21 protein-coding genes and 1 pseudogene are annotated in these 19660 nt (G+C 72.3%); 15 read left to right on the top strand and 7 right to left on the bottom strand.

The window, feature by feature from the left end; genetic code table 11:
- A pseudogene (locus AB0L45_RS37235) lies at positions 1-182 on the bottom strand (hydroxypyruvate isomerase); the annotation flags it as partial.
- Between the two features lie 72 nt (positions 183-254).
- Positions 255-2033 carry a glyoxylate carboligase gene (gene gcl / locus AB0L45_RS37230; RefSeq protein WP_365848178.1) on the bottom strand — a complete coding sequence of 593 codons (1779 nt, stop codon included), beginning with the start codon at positions 2031-2033 and terminating at the stop codon, positions 255-257.
- A 373-nt stretch (positions 2034-2406) separates the two neighbouring features.
- Between gcl and AB0L45_RS37225 the strand changes: the two genes are divergently transcribed.
- The 4 genes from AB0L45_RS37225 to AB0L45_RS37210 all read left to right on the top strand — a co-directional run bounded on the left by AB0L45_RS37225 (position 2407) and on the right by AB0L45_RS37210 (position 5014).
- Complete coding sequence (locus AB0L45_RS37225) at positions 2407-3159, top strand: type 1 glutamine amidotransferase (RefSeq protein WP_365848176.1); 753 nt, start codon at positions 2407-2409, stop codon at positions 3157-3159.
- Between the two features lie 149 nt (positions 3160-3308).
- On the top strand, positions 3309-4106 hold the full coding sequence (locus AB0L45_RS37220) for an alpha/beta hydrolase (RefSeq protein WP_365848174.1): 798 nt from the start codon (positions 3309-3311) through the stop codon (positions 4104-4106).
- Between the two features lie 167 nt (positions 4107-4273).
- A complete protein-coding gene (locus tag AB0L45_RS37215) occupies positions 4274-4675 on the top strand; it encodes a hypothetical protein (protein ID WP_365848173.1) in 402 nt (133 codons plus the stop codon).
- Between the two features lie 177 nt (positions 4676-4852).
- Positions 4853-5014: a hypothetical protein gene (locus AB0L45_RS37210; RefSeq protein ID WP_365848171.1), complete on the top strand. Its 162-nt coding sequence runs from the start codon at positions 4853-4855 to the stop codon at positions 5012-5014.
- 21 nt (positions 5015-5035) lie between these two features.
- Here AB0L45_RS37210 and AB0L45_RS37205 read toward each other — a convergent pair whose 3' ends face one another.
- Positions 5036-5233, bottom strand: coding sequence for a hypothetical protein (locus AB0L45_RS37205; protein WP_365848169.1), 198 nt, complete (start codon positions 5231-5233; stop codon positions 5036-5038).
- Positions 5234-5307: 74 nt separating this feature from the next.
- Here AB0L45_RS37205 and AB0L45_RS37200 point away from each other — a divergent pair, with 74 nt between their 5' ends.
- Positions 5308-6243 (top strand): alpha/beta hydrolase, encoded by a 936-nt coding sequence (locus AB0L45_RS37200; RefSeq protein WP_365848167.1) that lies wholly within the window; start codon positions 5308-5310, stop codon positions 6241-6243.
- Here AB0L45_RS37200 and AB0L45_RS37195 read toward each other — a convergent pair.
- A complete protein-coding gene (locus AB0L45_RS37195; protein ID WP_365848165.1) occupies positions 6206-7435 on the bottom strand; it encodes an acyl-CoA dehydrogenase family protein in 1230 nt (409 codons plus the stop codon). The genes AB0L45_RS37200 and AB0L45_RS37195 overlap by 38 nt on opposite strands.
- A 190-nt stretch (positions 7436-7625) precedes the next feature.
- On the opposite strand from AB0L45_RS37195, the gene AB0L45_RS37190 reads away from it, so the two are divergent.
- Complete coding sequence (locus AB0L45_RS37190; RefSeq protein ID WP_365848163.1) at positions 7626-8366, top strand: TetR family transcriptional regulator; 741 nt, start codon at positions 7626-7628, stop codon at positions 8364-8366.
- Positions 8367-8406: 40 nt separating this feature from the next.
- On the opposite strand, the gene def is transcribed toward AB0L45_RS37190, so the two are convergent.
- The gene (gene def, locus AB0L45_RS37185) at positions 8407-8976 is read right to left on the bottom strand and encodes a peptide deformylase (RefSeq protein ID WP_365848161.1); all 570 of its coding nucleotides are present in this window, start codon (positions 8974-8976) and stop codon (positions 8407-8409) included.
- Positions 8977-9187: 211 nt separating this feature from the next.
- Between def and AB0L45_RS37180 the strand changes: the two genes are divergently transcribed.
- The 5 genes from AB0L45_RS37180 (at position 9188) to AB0L45_RS37160 (ending at position 13785) form a co-directional block, all read left to right on the top strand.
- Positions 9188-10426, top strand: a complete 1239-nt coding sequence (locus AB0L45_RS37180) for a MurT ligase domain-containing protein (protein WP_365848159.1) — start codon at positions 9188-9190, stop codon at positions 10424-10426.
- 37 nt (positions 10427-10463) lie between these two features.
- Positions 10464-11192, top strand: coding sequence for a glutamine amidotransferase (locus tag AB0L45_RS37175; RefSeq protein WP_365848157.1), 729 nt, complete (start codon positions 10464-10466; stop codon positions 11190-11192).
- 203 nt (positions 11193-11395) lie between these two features.
- Positions 11396-12421 (top strand): 6-phosphofructokinase, encoded by a 1026-nt coding sequence (locus AB0L45_RS37170; RefSeq protein WP_365848155.1) that lies wholly within the window; start codon positions 11396-11398, stop codon positions 12419-12421.
- Between the two features lie 118 nt (positions 12422-12539).
- Positions 12540-13505: a cytochrome c oxidase assembly protein gene (locus AB0L45_RS37165; protein WP_365848153.1), complete on the top strand. Its 966-nt coding sequence runs from the start codon at positions 12540-12542 to the stop codon at positions 13503-13505.
- 121 nt (positions 13506-13626) lie between these two features.
- Positions 13627-13785 (top strand): hypothetical protein, encoded by a 159-nt coding sequence (locus AB0L45_RS37160; RefSeq protein WP_365848151.1) that lies wholly within the window; start codon positions 13627-13629, stop codon positions 13783-13785.
- 24 nt (positions 13786-13809) lie between these two features.
- Here AB0L45_RS37160 and AB0L45_RS37155 read toward each other — a convergent pair whose 3' ends face one another.
- A complete protein-coding gene (locus tag AB0L45_RS37155; RefSeq protein ID WP_365848149.1) occupies positions 13810-14394 on the bottom strand; it encodes a dihydrofolate reductase family protein in 585 nt (194 codons plus the stop codon).
- A gap of 280 nt (positions 14395-14674) precedes the next feature.
- The gene (locus AB0L45_RS37150; RefSeq protein WP_365848147.1) at positions 14675-15244 is read right to left on the bottom strand and encodes a hypothetical protein; all 570 of its coding nucleotides are present in this window, start codon (positions 15242-15244) and stop codon (positions 14675-14677) included.
- 369 nt (positions 15245-15613) lie between these two features.
- Here AB0L45_RS37150 and AB0L45_RS37145 point away from each other — a divergent pair, with 369 nt between their 5' ends.
- The 4 genes from AB0L45_RS37145 to AB0L45_RS37130 all read left to right on the top strand — a co-directional run bounded on the left by AB0L45_RS37145 (position 15614) and on the right by AB0L45_RS37130 (position 19625).
- The gene (locus AB0L45_RS37145; protein WP_365848145.1) at positions 15614-17131 is read left to right on the top strand and encodes a selenium-binding protein SBP56-related protein; all 1518 of its coding nucleotides are present in this window, start codon (positions 15614-15616) and stop codon (positions 17129-17131) included.
- A 132-nt stretch (positions 17132-17263) separates the two neighbouring features.
- The gene (locus AB0L45_RS37140; protein WP_365848143.1) at positions 17264-18112 is read left to right on the top strand and encodes an aminoglycoside adenylyltransferase domain-containing protein; all 849 of its coding nucleotides are present in this window, start codon (positions 17264-17266) and stop codon (positions 18110-18112) included.
- A gap of 245 nt (positions 18113-18357) precedes the next feature.
- Positions 18358-19074, top strand: a complete 717-nt coding sequence (locus AB0L45_RS37135; RefSeq protein ID WP_365848141.1) for an alpha/beta hydrolase — start codon at positions 18358-18360, stop codon at positions 19072-19074.
- A gap of 86 nt (positions 19075-19160) precedes the next feature.
- The gene (locus AB0L45_RS37130; protein ID WP_365848139.1) at positions 19161-19625 is read left to right on the top strand and encodes a hypothetical protein; all 465 of its coding nucleotides are present in this window, start codon (positions 19161-19163) and stop codon (positions 19623-19625) included.
- Positions 19626-19660: the final 35 nt, after the last annotated feature.

Raw genomic sequence — 19660 nt, 5'->3', positions numbered from 1 at the left:
CGCAGCGCATCCAGCTCCCGCTGCGCGGGCACCGGGGCGTCCACCCACGGCCACCACAGCTCGACCGCGTCAAACCCGGCGGCCGCGGCCGCCGCGGGCCGTTCCAGCAGCGGCAGCTCGGTGAACAGCATCGACAGATTGACGTTGAAACGCGCGTCCGAGAAGGCGTCGGAGAAGGTCATGAGAAGGCCGTCCTTTCGTGAAACGGGGTGCGGAAGCGACAGGGCGGAGGCGTCGGGCCCCCGCCCGCCGGCTCAGCTCATCGGCACCACGGCGGTCGGCGCGTGGCCGGGCTCGGTGGCCAGGTCCTCGAACTCGTTGACGCTGCCGATGTCGGTGCCGCTCATCGCGATGTTGGTGACCCGCTCCAGGATCGCCTCGACGACCACCGGCACCCGGTGTTCGGCGGCCAGCTTCTTGGCCTCCTCGAAAGCGGGCAGCAGCTGGTCCGGCTCGGTGACCCGGATCGCCTTGCAGCCCAGCCCCTCGGCGACCTTGACGTGGTCCACGCCGTAGACGCCGAGTTCGGGGGTGTTGATGTTCTCGAACTCCAGGGTGACCTGGTAGTCCATGGCGAAGTTGCGCTGGGCCTGGCGGATCAGGCCCAGGTAGGAGTTGTTCACCAGCACGTGCACGTACGGGATGCGGTGCTGGGCGCCGACGGCCAGTTCCTCCAGCATGAACTGGAAGTCGTAGTCGCCGGAGAGCGCGACCACGCTGCCGTCGGGGTCGGCGGTGGCGACGCCCAGCGCGGCCGGGATGGTCCAGCCCAGCGGCCCGGCCTGGCCGCAGTTGATCCAGTGGCGCGGCTTGTAGACGTGCAGCATCTGCGCGCCGGCGATCTGCGACAGGCCGATGGTGGTGACGTAGCGGGTCTCCGGCCCGAACGCGCGGTTCATCTCCTCGTACACCCGCTGCGGCTTGAGCGGCACGTTGTCGAAGTGTGTACGGCGCTGGAGCGTGGCCTTGCGGTGCTGCGCCGAGGCGGCCCACTCCCCGCGGTCGGGCAGTTCGCCCGCGGCCTTCAGCTCCTTGGCGAGCTCGACGAACAGTTCCAGCGCGGCCTTGGCGTCGGAGGCGATGCCGTAGTCCGGGGCGAAGATCTTGCCGATCTGGGTGGGCTCGATGTCGACGTGCACGAAGGTGCGGCCCTTCGTGTAGACGTCCAGCTTGCCGGTGTGGCGGTTGGCCCAGCGGTTGCCGATGCCGAGGACGAAGTCCGACTCCAGGAAGGTGGCGTTGCCGTAGCGGTGTGAGGTCTGGAGCCCGACCATGCCGGCGTTGAGGCGGTGGTCGTCGGGGAGGGTGCCCCAGCCCATCAGGGTCGGGACGACCGGGACACCGGTCAGCTCGGCGAACTCGACGAGCAGGTCGCAGGCGTCGGCGTTGATGATGCCGCCGCCCGCGACGAGCAGCGGGCGTTCGGCCGCGTTCAGCATGGCGAGGGCCTTGGCGATCTGCTTGCGCGTGGCCTTCGGCCGGTGCACGGGCAGCGGCTCGTACGTCTCCGGGTCGAACTCGATCTCCGTCAGCTGCACGTCGATCGGCAGGTCGATCAGGACCGGGCCCGGCCGCCCGGAGCGCATCAGGTGGAACGCCTGCTGGAAGACGCCGGGGACCTGGGCGGCTTCCAGGACGGTGGTGGCGGCCTTGGTGACCGGGGCGGCGATCGAGGCGATGTCGACGGCCTGGAAGTCCTCCTTGTGGATCACCGCGGTCGGCGCCTGGCCGGTGATGCACAGGATCGGGATCGAGTCGCCGGTCGCGGAGTACAGGCCGGTGATCATGTCGGTGCCGGCGGGCCCGGACGTACCGATGCAGACGCCGATGTTGCCGGGGTGGGCGCGGGTGTAGCCCTCGGCCATGTGGGAGGCGCCCTCGACGTGACGGGCGAGCGTGTGGTGGATGCCGCCACCGGCCCGCAGCGCCGCGTAGAACGGGTTGATCGCCGCGCCCGGCACACCGAACGCGTTGGTCACGCCCTCGCGCTTGAGGATCTCCACAGCCGCACGGGCGGCGGTCATTCGAGGCATCGAGTACTCCTGCGTCGGCCTGTCCGGATCGCGCTCCGGCCCGGGGGCGGAGGCGCGAGCTGCACTGTTCCGCATTGCGGAAGGTAAGTTCTGTTGTGCGGAAGTACGGAAGAAAGTAGAGCGCGCTCTTCCAGCCGTCAAGGGACCGCCATGGAGTGGGACGGCACCCGGCGGGCTACAGGAACAAGGCAGGCCCGGGACATACGCCGGACGGGAAGGGCGCCGCTCCCCGATGGCCGGCCGGCCCGGCGGCGCCAGCCCCTCGCCATGCCCTGACCGCCGGCCACTCCGGCCACACCACCCCCGTGACCAGGCACGTTAAGCTGACCGAAGATCCGCCTCCGCTCCACCGCCCCGCCGAGGAGACCGCTCCATGCCCCCGCGCACCGTCCTGATCCTCCAGCACGTCGAGGTCGAGAAGCCCGGCCTGATCCTGGACGCGCTGGACGGCAGCGGCCTCCACGTCGACATCCGCAACCTGCTCGACACACCGGGCGCCGCCGCCGACGACCTGCCGCCGCTGTCCAGCCTGGCGGGGCTGGTCGTCATGGGCGGCCCCATGAACGCCGACGACACGACGCGGTACCCGGCACTCAAGGTGGAGCGGGACCTGCTGGCCGCCGCACTGCGGTCGGGCGTTCCGACGCTGGGCGTGTGCCTGGGCGCCCAACTCCTCGCCCGCGCCCACGGCCTGGCCGTACGGACCGGCGCCGAGCTGGGCCGGGACAGCGAGATCCGCTGGTCCGCGCTGCACGACGTGGACCGCGCCGACCCGCTCGTCGGCCCGCTGGCCGACGCCCCCGCCGTACTGCACTGGCACGGTGACCGCATCGAACCCGCCCCCGGCACCCGCGTCCTGGCCCGCACCGGCACCACGGAGTGCCAGGCGTTCCGCGCCGGTCCGGCCGCCTGGGGCATCCAGTTCCACCTTGAGGTCACGCCCGGCCTCCTGGACGACTGGCTCGCCGAGCCGTCCTTCGCCACCGAGGCCGCGGACGCCCTCGGCCCCGACGCCACGGCCCGGCTGCGGGCCGACGCCCTGGCCGCCGCCCCCGCCCTGCGCCCCCAGGCCGAGCGGAGCCTGGCCCACCTGCGGTCCCTGTTCATGGAGCGCGCGGGCCTCTGATCCGTACGACTCCGTACGACGCAGGGGGGCTTACGGGCTGCGTCGCGGGCCGCATCACCGACCACGCGGAAGCCGACCGCACCCGCTTCACCGACGCCTCCCCGGGCCTGAAAAGGTGTACCCGGTCCCGACGAGTTGGAGAGACGACCGTGCGCAACGCCGTGGTGACGCCCGAGGGCGACCGTATCCGCTGGGCCGAACTGCCGGGCGAGGACCCGGCCCGCGTCTACCTGCACGGCCTCGGCGCCACCTCGCCCGCCTACTTCGCCGAAACGGCCGCGCACCCGCTCCTGGCGGGCCGCCGCTCGCTGCTCCTGGACCTGCTCGGCTTCGGCCTCAGCGACCGGCCCACCGGCTTCCCGTACACCTTGGAGGCCCACGCCGACGCGGTTGCCGAGGCTCTGCGCGCCGCCGGGGTGAGCGGGGCGGAGGTGATCGCGCACAGCATGGGCGGCTCGGTGGCGATCGTGCTCGCCACCCGGCATCCGGACCTGGTCGCGCGGCTCCTCCTCATCGACGCCAACCTCGACCGGATCGAGCCGCGGCGCGGCGCTCCGGGCAGCGGCGGCATCGCCGCGCTCTCCGAGGAGGAGTTCCTCGCGGGCGGCTGGCAGGAGATACGGGACGCCGCGGGCGCGCACTGGTGGTCCACGATGCGGCTGGCCGGTCTGGAGGCGCTGCACCGCAGCTCGGTGCACCTCACCAGGGGCAGCGAACCGGTCATGCGGGAGCTGCTGATGGCGCTGGACATCCCGCGTACGTTCCTGCTGCCCGCGGGCGACGCCCCGCTCCCCGGCGCCGGCGCCCTCACGGCGTCCGGCGTGCGGGTGGTGCCGGTGCCCGACTGCGGGCACAACATCATGCTGGACAACCCGGAGGCGTACGTCCGCGCGGTCGCGGCGGCGTCCGCACCGGAAGCGGCCGGAGGGCCGGGGCGCGGCGAGTAGCGGAGCGAGGGGCGGGGTGAACGGCGGCCGGGGGCCCGCGCGCCCGACCGGCCGGCAGCGGTCGGAAAATGCGCCTGCCCGGCAGCCGCCCGCGTGCGAAGATCCCCTCATGAACATCGCACACGCACCCGCCGGGGGACAGCAGCACCCGGCGGCCCGGAAGGCCCATGGCGCGTAACCGCCCCGCCCAGGTCCGGAGCGGCCTGGCACCCCGACGTCCCGCCGCGTTCACGGTCGTCGACGGCCTCGACGCGTCGGCCCAGCTCGACGTCCGCGCCCTCGAACGGTCGCGGCTGTCTCCCGGATCCGTGGCCACCGCCCTGCGGAACTGGCGGCAGCAGCTCCAGCTCCCGGACCGCCACGTGGCCGACACGAGCTATTACGGCTGCCCGTGCTGCGACGGCCGGGACGGGCGCGCCGAGCTGGAATTCGCGCTGCACGCCCTCCCCCGCCGCAGCGCGCGGCAACTCCGCGCTCTCGTCCAGCCCTTGGACGACGCCTTCCTCGCCCGTACGTATCACGATCCGCACACGCCCGAGAACCTGCCCTGGTGGGAACGCCGCTGCTGACGAGATCCCGCACGGCCTGCGGGGATTGACGCCGTGGCGCACGCCGTTGAGCTTCTGTTCATCGCTCTGTCCGAAGCTGGCTACGCCGACGGCGCGGTGGTGCCGACGGGGGATGTTCCGTGCCGAGATGGGGCTGATGTCATGAACGTCGTCGATGAACCGCTTCGCATACCCACCGTGTCGTTACCGCGCCAGCTGCCCGCGGGCAGCGCCCGGTCACTGCCGATGCTGGACGCGGTGGTGGAGGTACTGCGCGCCGCCGGCGAGGACGTGCACGTGGTGTACTCCGCACACGGTGACGTCTTCAAGGTGGTGCCACGGCAGGAGGCCGCCGCCTGACCGGGCGGGAGCGCCGCCCGGTCAGCTGCCGCCGTCGCACAGCAGGACGTCGCGGCAGACGGCGGGGAAGTCACTGAGGCGGTGGACCTGTTCGGGCCCCACCATGGCCGTGGGGCTCACCGTGACAGACAGGTTGATCTCGCCGTAGAGCCGACGGCGTTCCTGGCGGACCCACTGCGCCTGCTCGCGGCGGGCCTGCCCAGCGAGCTGTTCGGCCACGGCGCCTCCCCGGAGCCGGGGCGTCACAAGGCGGTTTGACTCTGACACCGGTGGCAGCGTTTAGCGTGCCCGGCATGACCACTGAGCGATTCCTGCCCGTGCCGGCCGCCCCGCAGCCGCCTTCCTCAGCTCCCGCCGGACCGGCCTCAACTGCCGTGGAACCGGCCTCGGTTGCCGCCGGACCGTCCTCTCCTCCTTCCGGTGCGGTCATCGTCCAGGGCAGCGGACCCGCGCTGGTGCTGGCGCACGGCGCGGGCGCGGGGGTGCTCGGCAACTTCGGTCTCGTACTCGACGATCTGGCCCAGGACCACACCGTCATCGGCCCGCACTACCCCGGTGCGGGCGGTACGGCCGCTGCCACCCGTCCGCTGCGGCTCGACGACCTGGCCGACGGGCTGGTCGACGCCGCGACAGCCGCCGGGCACGCCTCGTTCCCCGTCATCGGCGAGTCGCTGGGCTGCGCGGTGGCCCTGCGGGCCGCGACCCGGCACCCGGACCGGATCACGGCGCTGGTGCTCACCGCCGGATTCGCCTCGGCGGATCCCGTACTGCGGCTGAACTCCGAACTGATCCAGGCGCTGGGCCAGGGCGGCGAACTGGCAGCGGCGGCGCGGCTGGCCTGCCTGTCCTGCTTGTCGCAGACGGAGCTGGCCCAGCTGTCCGACGCGGAGATCGATGACCGGGTGGCGGAGACCCTGGCCGGCCTGAAGCCCGCGCTGCGCCATTTCGACCTGGTGTGCCGGGTGGACGTGCACGGCGATCTGCCGCGGATCACCGTACCCACGCTCGTCGTCGTCCCCACGGGCGACCGCATGGTGCTGCCCGCCACCACCCACCGCCTCGCGGCCGGCATCCCCGGCGCCGCATTCACCGAACTGCCCGGCGCCGGGCATCTGATGAGCGCCGGCCACCGGGCGGAATGGCTCCGACGGGTCCGCGCGTTCCTCGGTGCCCCGCGGCCGAAGGCGTCCCCTACCGGATCGGCATCCCCGACACCGTCCTCGCGATGACCAGCCGCTGGATCTCGCTCGTCCCCTCGAAGATGGTGTAGATGGCGGCGTCCCGGTGCATCCGCTCCACCGGATACTCCCGGGTGTACCCGTTGCCCCCGAGGATCTGCATCGCCTGGGCGGTGACCTTCTTCGCGGTCTCCCCCGCGAACAGCTTGGACATGGAGCCCTCGGCGGAGGTGAACGGCTTGCCGGTGGTGGCCATCCAGGAGGCGCGCCAGACCAGGAGGCGGGCGGCGTCGATCTGGGTGCGCATGTCGGCCAGCTGGAAGGCGACGCCCTGGTTGTCGATGATCGGACGGCCGAACTGCACCCGGTCCTTGGCGTAGTCCAGGGCGACCTCGTACGCGGCGCGGGCGATGCCGACGGCCTGGGCGCCGACCGCCGGGCGGGACGCCTCGAAGGTGGCCATCGCGGCGTTCTTCACGCGTTCGCCGCCGGGGTTCTTCGCGCGCTCCCGCGCCCGCGCCAGGCGTTCGTCCAGCTTCTCCTTGCCGCCGAGCAGGCAGTGGCCGGGAACGCGGACGTCCTCCAGGACGACCTCGGCGGTGTGCGAGGCGCGGATGCCGTGCTTCTTGAACTTCTGGCCCTGGGACAGGCCGGGGGTGCCGGGCGGGACGATGAAGGAGGCGTGGCCCTTGGAGCCGAGCTCCGGGTCGACGACCGCGACGACGACGTGGACGTTGGCGATGCCGCCGTTGGTCGCCCAGGTCTTGGTGCCGTTGAGCACCCACTCGTCCTTGGCCTGGTCGTAGACGGCGCGGGTGCGCATCGCGGAGACGTCGGAGCCCGCGTCGGGCTCGGAGGAGCAGAAGGCGGCGACCTTCACGTCCGCGGCGTCACCGTACATCTGCGGGATCCAGGTGCCGATCTGCTCCTCGGTGCCGTTGGCCAGGACGCCGACGGCGGCCAGGCCGGTGCCGACGATGGACAGGCCTATTCCGGCGTCGCCCCAGAACAGTTCCTCCATGGCCATGGGGATGCCGAGGCCGGTCGGGTCGAAGAACTGCTGCGCGTAGAAATCCAGCGAGTACAGGCCGATCTTGGCGGCTTCCTGGATCACCGGCCAGGGGGTCTCCTCGCGCTCGTCCCACTCGGCGGCCGCGGGGCGCATGACGTCGGCGGCGAAACCGTGGATCCAGTCCCGGACCTCCTTCTGCTCGTCGCTCAGCTCCATGGTGAACTCGGCCATGACCCCTCCAGCGCTGCGTTCCCCGGGGTAGCGTCCCCCCGGCAGTGGTACTTCGAGAGTGTTACTTGCGGTAACCTGAGTGTGTTACCCGTCAGTAAGGGATGTCAACTCCCCCAGGCCCGCAATCACCCCGCAGAGCGGGTGTTACGTTGCGCGAGCGTCACGGATTCACAAGGGCGGGGAGTGGGACATGGAAAACACCCAGCACGACGGCCGGCAGCAGGCCACCGCGGTGGAACGGCCCACCGCGGGGCACGGCGCCGCGGCGGACCCGCCGAACACGGTCCGCCGTCAGCAGACGGCCACCGAGCGGCGGCGCCGCGAACTGCTGGAGGCCGCGGACCGGGTGGTGCTGCGCGACGGCCCGGACGCCTCGATGAACGCCATCGCGGCGGAGGCCGGGATCACCAAGCCGATCCTCTACCGGCACTTCGGCGACAAGGGCGGGCTCTACCGGGCCCTGGCCGTACGGCACACCGACGCCCTGCTGGACGGGCTGCGGGCGGCGCTGGACTCGCCCGTACCGCGCCGGGACCGGGTCGAGGCGACCCTCGACACGTACCTGACCGCGATCGAGACCCGCCCGCAGGTCTACCGGTTCCTGATGCACCCCGCCGACGAGAAGCCGGACGGGAAACCGGGCGCCGACAAGGACACCGGCTTCGACGTCGGCCGGCACTCCGCGCCGCTGCTGCGCCGGCTCGGCGAGGAGCTGGCGAAGGTGATAGGCGACCGGCTGGACCTGGGGCCGGGCGGCGAGGAGCTGGCGCGGGTCTGGGGCCACGGCATCGTCGGCATGATGCACGCGGCCGGCGACTGGTGGCTGCGCGAACGGCCCTGCTCACGGGCACAGTTGGTGCAGCACCTGGCCGACCTGCTGTGGGGACGGCTGGCGGCGGCCGGGGACCGGCTGGGCGGGCCCGGGTTCTGAGGTCCGGGGAACCGGGGCCGGCGGGGCTCGGCCGCGGCGGCTACGAAGGTGACGAGCCCGCGGCCGCCTCGCGTCCCGCCCACGGCGCGCGGGACGCCGCCCGCAGGGCCCGACGGCGGCGCAGGCCGGTGAGGTGGTCCAGGTAGAGGCCGCCCTGGAGGTGGTCGCACTCGTGCTGGAGGCAGCGGGCGAAGAACCCGGTGCCGGAGACGGTGCGCGGCTCACCCGTCACGCTGAAACCCTCCACCACCGCGTGGTCGTACCGCGGGGTGCCGGCCTCGATGCCCGGCACCGACAGACACCCCTCGGGGCCGCGCACCAGGACGCCGTCGGCCTCCACCAGGCGCGGGTTGACGAGGTGTCCGAGGTGCCGCCGGTCCTCGTCGTCCGGGCAGTCGTAGACGAACACCCGCAGCGGTACGCCGACCTGGTTGGCCGCCAGACCGACGCCCTGGGCGGCGTACATCGTCGCGAACATGTCCTCCACGAGCGCGGCGAGCCCGGCGTCGAAGTCGGTGACGTCCCGGCAGGCCGCGGTCAGGGCCGGGTCGCCGAGCAGGCGCAGGGGGCGCGGGCGGCCGGAGCTGCCGGGGATCGAGCGGGAACGCATGAGGGTAAGGGTACGTTCTGGAACGTGTGACGACGCAGGTCGTCGCGGGTTGCCGGGGCCACGGCGCGGGGAGCGGGATTCGGGGCCGCCGCCGGATCTCGATAGGCTGATCCCCGACCGAAGCCTCCGGCCGGTCATCGGCTCCGGAGGAGGCGTTCCACCGGCAGCCCCAAGGGCGGGAGGGCGCCGGATGCAAGGAGGATCAAGGACGATGGCAGGCAACACGGAGCCGCTGTCGCCGCGGGCCAAGCTGGCCGTGACGGCGGGCAGGGCCGCGGCGGCGGTGTCGCGCGCGGCGGGCCGCGGCAGCGGATCGGTGATCGGCGGCAAGGTGGCGCTCCGGCTCGACCCCGACCTGCTGGCCCGGCTCGCCCGGCACCTGGACGTGGTGCTGGTGTCGGCGACCAACGGAAAGACGACCACGACACGGCTGATCGCGGAGGCACTGCGGGCCAGCGGCCCGGTGGTCTCCAACGCGCTCGGCGCCAACATGCCGGCGGGCATCACCTCCGCGCTGGCCGGCGGCTCCGACGCCCGCTTCGGCGTCATCGAGGTGGACGAGAAGTACCTGGCGGGCGTGGCGCGGGACGTGACGCCCAAGGCCATAGCGCTGCTGAACCTCTCGCGCGACCAGCTCGACCGCGCCGCGGAGACCCGGATGCTCGCCGAGCACTGGCGGGAAGGGCTGGCCGGCTCCAAGGCGCTGATCATCGCCAACTGTGACGACCCGCTGATCGTGTGGGCGGCCTCGTCGTCGGCGAACGTGGTGTGGGTCGCGGCGGGCCAGGAGTGGAAGGACGACGCCTGGTCCTGCCCGTCGTGCGGCGGTGTGATGCAGCGCCCCGGCGACGACTGGTTCTGCGGCGAGTGCGGCTTCCGCCGGCCGACGCCGAGCTGGGCGCTCTCCGGCGACCACGTTCTGGACCCGCACGGCAGCGCCTGGCCGATCCGGCTCCAGCTGCCGGGCCGGGCGAACAAGGCGAACGCCACGACGTCGGCGGCGGTCGCCGCGGCGTTCGGCGTGCCGCCGCAGGTCGCCCTGGAGCGGATGTACTCCGTCCAGGCCGTCGCGGGCCGCTACGACGTGGTCTCGTTCCTGCAGCGCGACCTGCGCCTGCTGCTGGCGAAGAACCCGGCGGGCTGGCTGGAGACGTTCTCGCTGATCGACCCGCCGCCGACGCCGGTGATCCTGTCGGTGAACGCGCGGGGCGCGGACGGTACGGACACCTCCTGGCTGTGGGACGTGGACTACACCCGGCTGGCCGGCCACCCGATCTTCGTGATCGGCGACCGCAAGCTGGACCTGGCGGTACGCCTGGAGGTCGCGGGCCTGGACTTCCGGGTGTGTGACACGGTCGACGAGGCGGTGCAGGCGGCTCCTCCGGGCCGTATCGAGGTCATCGCCAACTACACGGCCTTCCAGGACCTCCGCCGGCGCGTGGGGAACTGACGTGAACCAGCGACCTTCCCGACAAGGACGAGCGAGCATGAGTGACAACAGCCTGCGGCTGGTGTGGATCTACCCGGACCTGCTGAGCACGTACGGGGACCAGGGCAATGCCCTGGTGGTGGAGCGCCGGGCCCGCCAGCGCGGCCTGGACGTGCAGCGCCTCGACGTCCGCTCCGACCAGCAGATCCCCACCTCCGGCGACATCTACCTGATCGGCGGCGGCGAGGACCGGCCGCAGCGGCTGGCGGCCGAGCGGCTGCGCCGCGACGGCGGCCTGAACCGCGCGGTCTCCAACGGCGCGATCGTCTTCTCGGTGTGCGCCGGCTACCAGATCCTGGGCCACGAGTTCATCAACGACCTCGGGGAGCGGGAGCAGGGCCTGGGCCTGCTGGACGTGGTGAGCACCCGCGGCGAGGGCGAGCGGTGCGTCGGTGACGTGCTGGCCGACATCGACCCGCAGCTGAACCTGCCGCCGCTGACCGGCTTCGAGAACCACCAGGGCGTGACGCACCTGGGGCAGACGGCCCGCCCGTTCGCCCGGGTCCGCTTCGGCAAAGGCAACGGCGTCGGCGACGGTTACGAGGGCGCGTACAACGACACCGTCTTCGGTACGTACATGCACGGCCCCGTGATGGCCCGCAACCCGCACATCGCGGACCTGCTGATCAAGCTGGCGCTGGACGTCAACGCGCTGCCGTCGGCCGACGACCGCTGGTACGAGGCGCTGCGGCAGGAGCGCATCGCGGCGGCCACCCAGCCCGCGTAACGATGCGCCGCGCGCGGGTACGCGCATCCCGTACGCCCGCAGTGTCCGCACTGCGGGCGTACGTGTGCGCAGGGCCCCCACGCTTGTAGGGTGAGCGCCATCCAACCGGACGACGGGGTCCGGGCGTCCGGTTGCGAGTCTGTGCCCGCGCCCGCCCGGGGCCCGGCGGACAGGCTCTGATGTGCAGAGGGTCTGCGAACAACATGCGTATTGGTGTGCTCACCTCCGGCGGCGACTGCCCCGGGCTGAACGCCGTCATCCGCTCCGTCGTCCACCGCGCCACCGCCGACCACGGCGACGAGGTGATCGGTTTCCGGGACGGCTGGAAGGGCCTGCTGGAGTGCGACTACCGCAAGCTGGACCTGGAGGCCGTCGGCGGCATCCTGGCCCGCGGCGGCACCATCCTGGGCTCGTCCCGGGTGCAGCCCGCGCAGCTGCGGGACGGGGTGGAGCGGGCCCGCGGCCACGTCGCCGACCTGGGCCTGGACGCGATCATCCCGATCGGCGGCGAGGGGACGCTGAAGGCGGCCCGGCTGCTGTCCGACGCCGGCCTGCCGATCGTCGGCGTGCCCAAGACCATCGACAACGACATCGCGGCGACCGACGTCACCTTCGGCTTCGACACGGCGGTCGGCGTGGCCACCGACGCCCTGGACCGCCTGAAGACCACCGCGGAGTCGCACCAGCGGGTCCTGATCGTCGAGGTCATGGGCCGGCACACGGGCTGGATCGCGCTGCACTCCGGGATGGCGGCGGGCGCGCACGCCATCGTCGTACCGGAGCGCCCCTTCGACGTGGCGGAGCTGACCCACAAGGTGGGTGAGCGCTTCGAGGCGGGCAAGAAGTTCGCGATCGTGGTGGTCGCCGAGGGCGCCAAGCCGCGCGAGGGCTCGATGGCCTTCGACGCGGGCGGCACCGACGTCTACGGGCACGAGCGGTTCGCGGGGGTGGCCCGCCAGCTGTCGCTGGAACTGGAGCGGCGGCTCGGCAAGGAGGCCCGCGCGGTGATCCTGGGCCATGTGCAGCGGGGCGGCACGCCGACCGCGTACGACCGGGTGCTGGCCACCCGCTTCGGGTGGCACGCGGTGGAGGCGGCGCACCGCGGCGCGTTCGGGATGATGACGGCGCTGCGCGGTACGGACATCACGCTGGTGCCGCTGGCCGAGGCCGTGGAGACGCTGAAGACGGTGCCCGGGGACCGGTACGCCGAGGCGGAGTGCGTCCTGTAGCGCTCCGGCTCCCGCATACGGGCCGCCACGCGGCCTTCCGACCGCCCCCGGCCGCCGCTCCGGCCGGGGGCGGTTCTAGTCTGGTCGCGGAGTATCGGTACGAATCAGGAGCGAGCGGATGGATCACGGCGGGCACGGCATGGACATGGATCTGCCGCCGTTCACGCTGGGGCGCGGCATGGAGTTCGGCGGAGACGCGTTCTTCCTCGTCGGGTGCCTGGTGGGGCTGATTCTGTACGGCTGGGCGGTGCTGCGGCTGCGCCGGCGCGGTGATCACTGGCCGGTGGGCCGGACGGTCGCCTGGGTCGTCGGCGTGCTGACCGTGGCGCTGGTGATGTGCACCAAGCTGAACGATTACGGCATGGTCATGTTCAGCGTGCACATGGTGCAGCACATGGTGATCAGCATGCTCTCGCCGATCCTGCTGCTGCTCGGTGCGCCGGTGACGCTGACCCTGCGCGCGCTGCCGGCCGCCGGGCGGGGCCGCAAGGGGCCGCGTGAGCTGCTGGTGGCGCTGCTGCACAGCCGGTACATGCGGGTGATCACGCACGCGGCGTTCACCATCCCGATGTTCATCGCGAGCCTGTACGCGCTGTACTTCACGCCGCTCTTCGACTTCCTGATGCAGTACCGGGTCGGGCACATCGCGATGATGGTGCACTTCCTGGTGGTGGGCCTGGTCTTCTTCTGGCCGATCATGGGCGTGGACCCGGGGCCGCACCGTCCGGGCTACGTGATGCGGATGCTGGAGCTGTTCGCGGGGATGCCCTTCCACGCGTTCTTCGGCATCGCGCTGATGATGGGCACCGAGACGATGATCAAGACGTTCGAGAACCCGCCGGCCTCCCTGGGGATCGACGCGCTCGGCGACCAGAGCGCGGCGGGCGGCATCGCCTGGGCCTTCAGCGAGATCCCGTCGGTGCTGGTGCTCGTCGCCCTCCTCTACCAGTGGTACAAGTCCGAGGAGCGGCAGAACCAGCGCAAGGACCGCGCGGCGGCCCGGGACGGCGACCAGGAGCTGGCCGCGTACAACGCGTACCTGGCCTCCCTCCAGGCCCGCGGCCAGGGAGGCCGTGCCGGGTGACCGGATAGTGACCACGGGTCACGCGCGAACGCTGGCGGTACGGGCCGCGGCCGGGGACGATGTCCTCAAAGGCCGCGGCCCGTGGCGTTGGGCCGCCGGCCGTCGTGAGGAGGTTGCGGGGATGCCCGGATCCGCTAAGGCGATGACGGCGTGCACGGTGGGCGGACTGATCGCGGCGACGGCCTACACCGTGGCGCTGGGCGGCAGCGGCTGGCTCTGGTTCTCCTGGGTGGTGCTGGCCCTGGTCACGATCGGCATCGTGACGGCGCGGCCGTCCTGAGGGCGGCCGTCGCCGGCGCGGCGCTCAGCGCTTGCGGCTGTATGTGCGTACGAGTACGCCGTTGTCGAAGGTGCGGACCGAGTCCAGGGTGAAGTCCGTGACCGCGAAGTCCGCGCCGAACATCGGCATGCCGGAGCCGTAGATCTGCGGGTAGGTCTTGATCACCAGCTCGTCGACCTCGTCGAGCAGCTCACCCGCGAGCTGTGAGCCGCCGCACAGCCAGATGCCCAGGCCGCCCTCCTCGGCCTTGAGGGCCCGGACGGCACCGACCAGGTCGTCGGTGATCAGGTGCACGTTCGGGTCGGGTGACGTGCCGAGGCTGCGGGAGGCCACGTACTCGCGGAGGTGGCCGTACGGGCTGGTGACGCCGGCGTCCAGCCCGACCTGGTAGCTGCCGCGCCCCTGGATCACCGTGTCGAACTGCCGGTTCGGGACGTCGTGGAAGTTCAGGGCGGTGCGGCCCTCGGCGGAGACGGTCTCCGGGTATGTGGTCTTGAGGAAGTCCAGGAACTCCTCGGTCACGTACTGCATCATCGACGACGCGTCACCGTTCGGGTCGCCGATGAAGCCGTCGATCGAGCAGGCCACGAAGTAGGTGAGCTTGCGCAACAGGTCCTCTTTCCGCCGGCGATGCGGTGGGCGCATCGCAGTGAAGGCCGGCGCGGCGACGGGCGGGCATGCCCCGCCGCCGCAACCACTTCGCCTATAGTGCTTCAGGCGTAGTGGTTGCGCAAGGGTTTTCTGTCCGCTCATGTCGCCGGAGCAGCGCCCCGTCCTGTTGCCGGTGGCCTCCGTACGGGGCAGCACCCCGTACGGAGGCGGACCCGCGCCGCCCCCGATCAGCGGGACGGACACGGATCACCGTGCGCGAGCGCGCGCGGCTGCCGGCTCAGGAGTGGGCGACATCCACGATGAGCTGGTTCTTCTGCTGGGTGACGCGGAACGGGAGCCGCTTGGCGACTCCCAGGCCTATCTGCGTGTCACCCTCGAAGCTGGCCGCGAACCGGGTGTCCTTGAAGGCGCGGTAGCCCTTGACGTCGACACCCGGAAGCGGCTTGCCGGCCTTGCCCGGGTACGTCTGCTTGCCCGTCGCCGGGTCGTAGCTCGGCGCCGCCACCCGGATCTCCAGGACGGCTCCGCCGCCGACCTCGATGAGGTCGCCGGAACCGTCCTGGTGCAGCTCCTTGACGTAACCGATCCGGTAGCCGACCGGTTTGCCGTCCGCGGCCGGCACCTCGAAGACCATCCGGTCGAAGCAGGCGTGCTGCCCGGCCTTGATGTTCTTCAGCGGCTTGTGGTCACGCGCGTCGGCGGACTTCAGGGCGCTCCCCCAGCCACCGGTGTCGCACGCGGCGGCCGGCGCGGACGCCGTCGGTGCCGCCGTCGCCGACACCGTCGTCGCCGTCACCGCCGCGCCTGCCAGCACGACCGCAGTCAGCACAGTGCCCAAACGTCGCATCTATGTCCCCGTATCTCATGGCTCATGTCACAACCGCCGGATTTCGGCGGTCCGTTCACCTTGCGGGCCGGCCGGTGGGATCCGGCCGGTCCAGCCACTCGATCATTGCGCACGGGTCTGACAATCGGACGTCCGCCCGGTGCTTTTCGGCCGCGGTCCGGCCGTCCGCGGCCGGTGCGCCCTTGGCGGCGCACGGGCCCTGTGCGAGGCTCGCAGCCACCGTGGAGCCGGGTCTCGGCGCGCCGCCCCGCCGGCTCCGGTGCGTACGCATGCCGATACGGCCGCCTGTCACGGACAGTCCGGCGCGGCTTCCCACTGGCCGGCCGGCGGGGCCCGGGAGCCGGCCACGGAGCCGAGGAGAGCCACAAGATGACCACTTCTGATCATGCCGGTCGGACCTCCCGCACCGCACCCTCCAGGAGCACCGACCACACCGGCACCGCCGCCACCGCCGACCACTCGGGTCGCCCGGGCCACCCCGACCACCCGGTCCACCCCGACCCCACCCTCTACCGCACCCCCTCCGACGCCATCGCCGCTTCCCCCGAACACCTCGCCTACCTGGTCGGGTTCGACCGCTCCGCGCAGCGCCCGGACGCGCTGATCGTCGTCGACACCGACCCCGCGTCGAGTTCGTACGGGCGGGTACTGCACCTCGCCGACGTACCCGGCCTGGGCGACGAACTCCACCACTTCGGCTGGAACGCCTGCTCCAGCGCCCTCGCCCACGAGGGTCACCACCAGCCCGAGCGGCGCTACTTACTGGTCCCGGGCCTCCGCTCCTCCCGGCTGCACGTGTTCGACACCCGTCCCGACCCGGCCCGCCCCCGCCTCGTGAAGGTGGTCGAGGCGGCCGAACTGGCCGACGCGGCAGGCTACTCCCGGCCGCACACCCTGCACTGCGGGCCCGGCGGCGTCCTGCTCTCCTGCCTCGGCGGCGCGCACGGCGCCGACGGCCCGGGCGGCGTCGCGCTCCTCGATCACGAGACTTTCGACGTCCTGCGCGCCTGGGAGACGGACCGCGGCCCGCAGCGCCTGGCCTACGACGTCTGGTGGCACCTCCAGCACGGCATCGCGGTGACCAGCGAGTGGGGCACCCCGTCGATGGTCGAGAACGGCGTCGACCCGGAGCTGCTGCTCAGCCGCTCGTACGGCCACGCGCTGCACTTCTGGGAGCTGGACTCCGGCCGCCACCTGCAACGCGTCGACCTGGGCGACGAACACCAGATGGTGCTGGAACTGCGGCCGGCGCACGACCCGGCGGCGACGTGGGGCTTCGCGGGCGTGGTGGTCAGCGTGGCGGACCTGTCGGCGTCCGTGTGGCTGTGGCACCGCGAGGACGACGGCCGGTTCACGGCGCGAAAGGTCGTCACGGTCCCGGCGGAGCCCGCCGAGAAGGACGCGCTGCCGCCGGTCCTCAAGCCGTTCGGCGCGGTGCCGCCGCTGATCACCGACATCAATCTGTCGGTGGACGACCGCTGGCTGTACGTGTCGGCCTGGGGCACCGGCGAACTGCTTCAGTACGACGTCAGCGACCCCTTCCACCCCCGCAGGACCGCGTCCGTGCGCCTCGGTGGCATCACCGCCCGGCAGCCGCACCCGGCGGCGCCCGGCCTCCCGCTGACCGGCGGCCCGCAGATGGTCGAACTCAGCCGCGACGGGCGCCGGGTGTACCTCACCAACAGCCTGTACGGAGCGTGGGACGACCAGTTCTACCCCGACGGCATCCACCCCTGGCTCGCCAAGCTCGACGCGGACCCCGACCACGGCGGCCTGACGCCCGACCCCCGCTTCTTCCCGCACGGCGAGGACTTCCGCGGGCTGCGCGTCCACCAGACGCGCTTGCAGGGCGGCGACGCGTCGTCCGACTCGTACTGCTACCGCTGACGGCGGCCGGCCGGTACGGGACGGTCGCGCGGCCCGTGACGGAACCGTTCACCCGTCACACGCGTGACACGGGACACGAGCTCATCCGCAGCACCACCGCCGGAACGGCCGGCGGAGGAAGGACACGGGGCCATGCACGGTGAGTCGCGCGGCGTGCGCGGACGCGGGGTGCACCCGTCGGTGGAAGCCGTGGTGCGCGCCTTCCTGGCGAGCGCGGACCGGTGGTGTCCCGGCCTGGTCGAAGGGCTGTATCTGACGGGCTCGGTCGCCCTGGGCGACTTCCGGCCGGGGCGCAGCGACATCGACTTCGTGGCCGTCACCGCGCGGCGCCTCTCGGCGGCGGACGTCGCGGCCTTGAAGCAGGCGCACGCCGAGACCCGCGCGCGGCACTCCCGCCCGTACTTCGACGGTGTGCACGTCACGTGGCAGGATCTCGCCGCGGATGCCGCCGCGTGTCCCGCCGTTCCGTACACGTTGCTGGGGAGGTTCCGTACGGATGACGCCTTCGAGGTCAACCCGGTGACGTGGGCCGTTCTCGCGCGGCAGGCCGTAGCGGTACGCGGCCCGGTGCCCGGCGGATTCGAGGTCGGCGTGGACCCGGCCGCCTTGCGCGACTGGACCCTGGCGAACCTCGGCGGCTACTGGCGGCGCTGGCACCTCGCGCACCGCAAGCCGCTGTCACCGGCAGGCCTGGCGGCGCTGGGCGGTCGGGCGCCGGCCTGGGGCGTGCTCGGGGTCAGCCGTCTCCATCACACCGTGAACACCGGGCAGATCATTTCCAAGGGGGCCGCGGGCCGCTACGCCCTGGAGACGTTCGCTCCGAGATGGCACCCGGTGATCGGGGAAGCCCTGCGTCTCCACCGGTCCACGACCGTGCCTCCGCCCACACCCGTCCGCCCGTTACGCAACCCTTTCGCCCGCCGCCGAGCCGCCACGGGCTTCGTCGCGATGGTCGTCGAGGACGCGACGGCGGAACGCTGAGCCGATGACGGCCGGTGTGTCGAAACGGACCGGCCAGGGTGTGCCCGGTGTCGGATCCGAGCCGATGAAAGGCGCTGGCGCGGGGCGTCGCGCGTCGTGTTCCATGATCGTACGCAAGGGCGGAGCCGGAGCGGGAGTTCGCTCACCGGCCCGGCCGGCCCGCGACCACGCGGCCCGTACGACCGCCCTCCGCACCACCCTTGCGGCCTTCGCCCTCCGTCCGACCATCAGGAGTCCTCCCCCCAATGTCCACCACCGCAGCCCGCCCGTCCTTCCTCCTCGTCCACGGCGCCTGGCACCGGTCCACGTGCTGGTCCGCCTTGCAGGACGCCCTCGCCACCGACGGCTTCGCGTCGCACACCGTCGACCTGCCCAGCTCCGGCCCGCAGGGCACGCCCGCCGCCGGTGTGTACGACGACGCCGAAGCGATATCCGCGCGACTGCGCGCGATCGAGGGCCCGGTGGTCGTCGTCGGCCACTCCTACGGCGGCATCCCCGTCACCGAGGCCGCCACCGGCCATGCGCACGTCGCCCACCTCGTCTACCTCACCGCGTACATGCCGGCGGAGGGCGAGTCGCTCGGCAGCCTGCACGGCCGCGACGCGTCCAAGGGCGTGGACCTCGACGGCGTCCAGCCGCCCATCTTCGAGGACCCGCGCGCGTCGCTGTACGGGGACGTGCCGGACGAGGTGGCCGAGCGGGCCGTCGGCCGGCTCGTCGAGCAGAGCCGGCGGTCCTTCCAGGAACCGGTGACCCGCGCGGCCTGGCGGACCGTGCCTTCCACGTACGTGATCTGCGAGGGCGACCAGGCGCTCCAGCCCGCGATGCAGACGAAGATGTCCGCGAACGCCACCCGCGTCGAACGGCTCGGCACCGGCCACTCCCCCTTCCTGGCAGCGCCCGCCGAGCTGGCCGCCCTGCTCGGGCGGATCGCCGCCACCGTCCCGGGACAGCGCGTCTAGGCCCTGTCGTTCGAGTCCTCGGGCAGACCGCAGGAAGCTGCCTGCGCGCCCTGGGCCCAACGGCACGCCGTCCCTACGATGTGCCCGTGGACTGGGGGACTCTCGCGGGCACCGCGCTCGGTGCCCTTCTCGGTGTCGGTACGACCCTGCTGGGCGAACGGTCGCGATGGCATCGGGAGAACACGTCCCGCGAACGGGCCGCGAAGCAACAGCTGTACAGCGAATACCTCGCGGCGCTCTGGCTCACGAGGCACCGGCTTCGAGACCTCCAGCGCAACACGGAGCTCACCGGGGAGGAGCGCCGCGAGCGGTCCGGGGAGATCCTCGGGGCCGCCAACGCCTTCCAACTGCTCTACCAGATGCGCATCATGGCGCCCGACCCTCTCGATGACGTGGCCGTGCACGCCTTCCGGAGGCTGCTACGCCTGCGGGACCGCTTCGACGAGCCTGACGTGAACAGAGACCCGGAGTGGTCGACGGCTCAGACAGCACTCAGCGAAGCACTGGAGGCCCTTCGGCAAGCCATGCGCGCGGACCTCAGCTCTCTGTAGAAACACCGAGCCGACCGCGAACTGCACTCGCGCGC

The organism is Streptomyces sp. NPDC052496, assembly GCF_040679095.1.
Lineage (GTDB): Bacteria > Actinomycetota > Actinomycetes > Streptomycetales > Streptomycetaceae > Streptomyces.
This window is presented reverse-complemented; position numbering and strand designations above follow the sequence as displayed.

Coding starts and splice junctions, on each gene's coding strand:
- gcl (WP_365848178.1), bottom strand. CDS start 2,033: ATGCCTCGAATGACCGCCGCCCGTGCGGCTGTGGAGATCCTCAAGCGC.
- AB0L45_RS37165 (WP_365848153.1), top strand. CDS start 12,540: ATGGATCACGGCGGGCACGGCATGGACATGGATCTGCCGCCGTTCACG.
- AB0L45_RS37135 (WP_365848141.1), top strand. CDS start 18,358: ATGTCCACCACCGCAGCCCGCCCGTCCTTCCTCCTCGTCCACGGCGCC.
- AB0L45_RS37175 (WP_365848157.1), top strand. CDS start 10,464: ATGAGTGACAACAGCCTGCGGCTGGTGTGGATCTACCCGGACCTGCTG.
- def (WP_365848161.1), bottom strand. CDS start 8,976: ATGCGTTCCCGCTCGATCCCCGGCAGCTCCGGCCGCCCGCGCCCCCTG.
- AB0L45_RS37200 (WP_365848167.1), top strand. CDS start 5,308: ATGACCACTGAGCGATTCCTGCCCGTGCCGGCCGCCCCGCAGCCGCCT.
- AB0L45_RS37215 (WP_365848173.1), top strand. CDS start 4,274: ATGGCGCGTAACCGCCCCGCCCAGGTCCGGAGCGGCCTGGCACCCCGA.
- AB0L45_RS37195 (WP_365848165.1), bottom strand. CDS start 7,435: ATGGCCGAGTTCACCATGGAGCTGAGCGACGAGCAGAAGGAGGTCCGG.
- AB0L45_RS37160 (WP_365848151.1), top strand. CDS start 13,627: ATGCCCGGATCCGCTAAGGCGATGACGGCGTGCACGGTGGGCGGACTG.
- AB0L45_RS37225 (WP_365848176.1), top strand. CDS start 2,407: ATGCCCCCGCGCACCGTCCTGATCCTCCAGCACGTCGAGGTCGAGAAG.
- AB0L45_RS37140 (WP_365848143.1), top strand. CDS start 17,264: ATGCACGGTGAGTCGCGCGGCGTGCGCGGACGCGGGGTGCACCCGTCG.
- AB0L45_RS37145 (WP_365848145.1), top strand. CDS start 15,614: ATGACCACTTCTGATCATGCCGGTCGGACCTCCCGCACCGCACCCTCC.
- AB0L45_RS37180 (WP_365848159.1), top strand. CDS start 9,188: ATGGCAGGCAACACGGAGCCGCTGTCGCCGCGGGCCAAGCTGGCCGTG.
- AB0L45_RS37150 (WP_365848147.1), bottom strand. CDS start 15,244: ATGCGACGTTTGGGCACTGTGCTGACTGCGGTCGTGCTGGCAGGCGCG.
- AB0L45_RS37190 (WP_365848163.1), top strand. CDS start 7,626: ATGGAAAACACCCAGCACGACGGCCGGCAGCAGGCCACCGCGGTGGAA.
- AB0L45_RS37170 (WP_365848155.1), top strand. CDS start 11,396: ATGCGTATTGGTGTGCTCACCTCCGGCGGCGACTGCCCCGGGCTGAAC.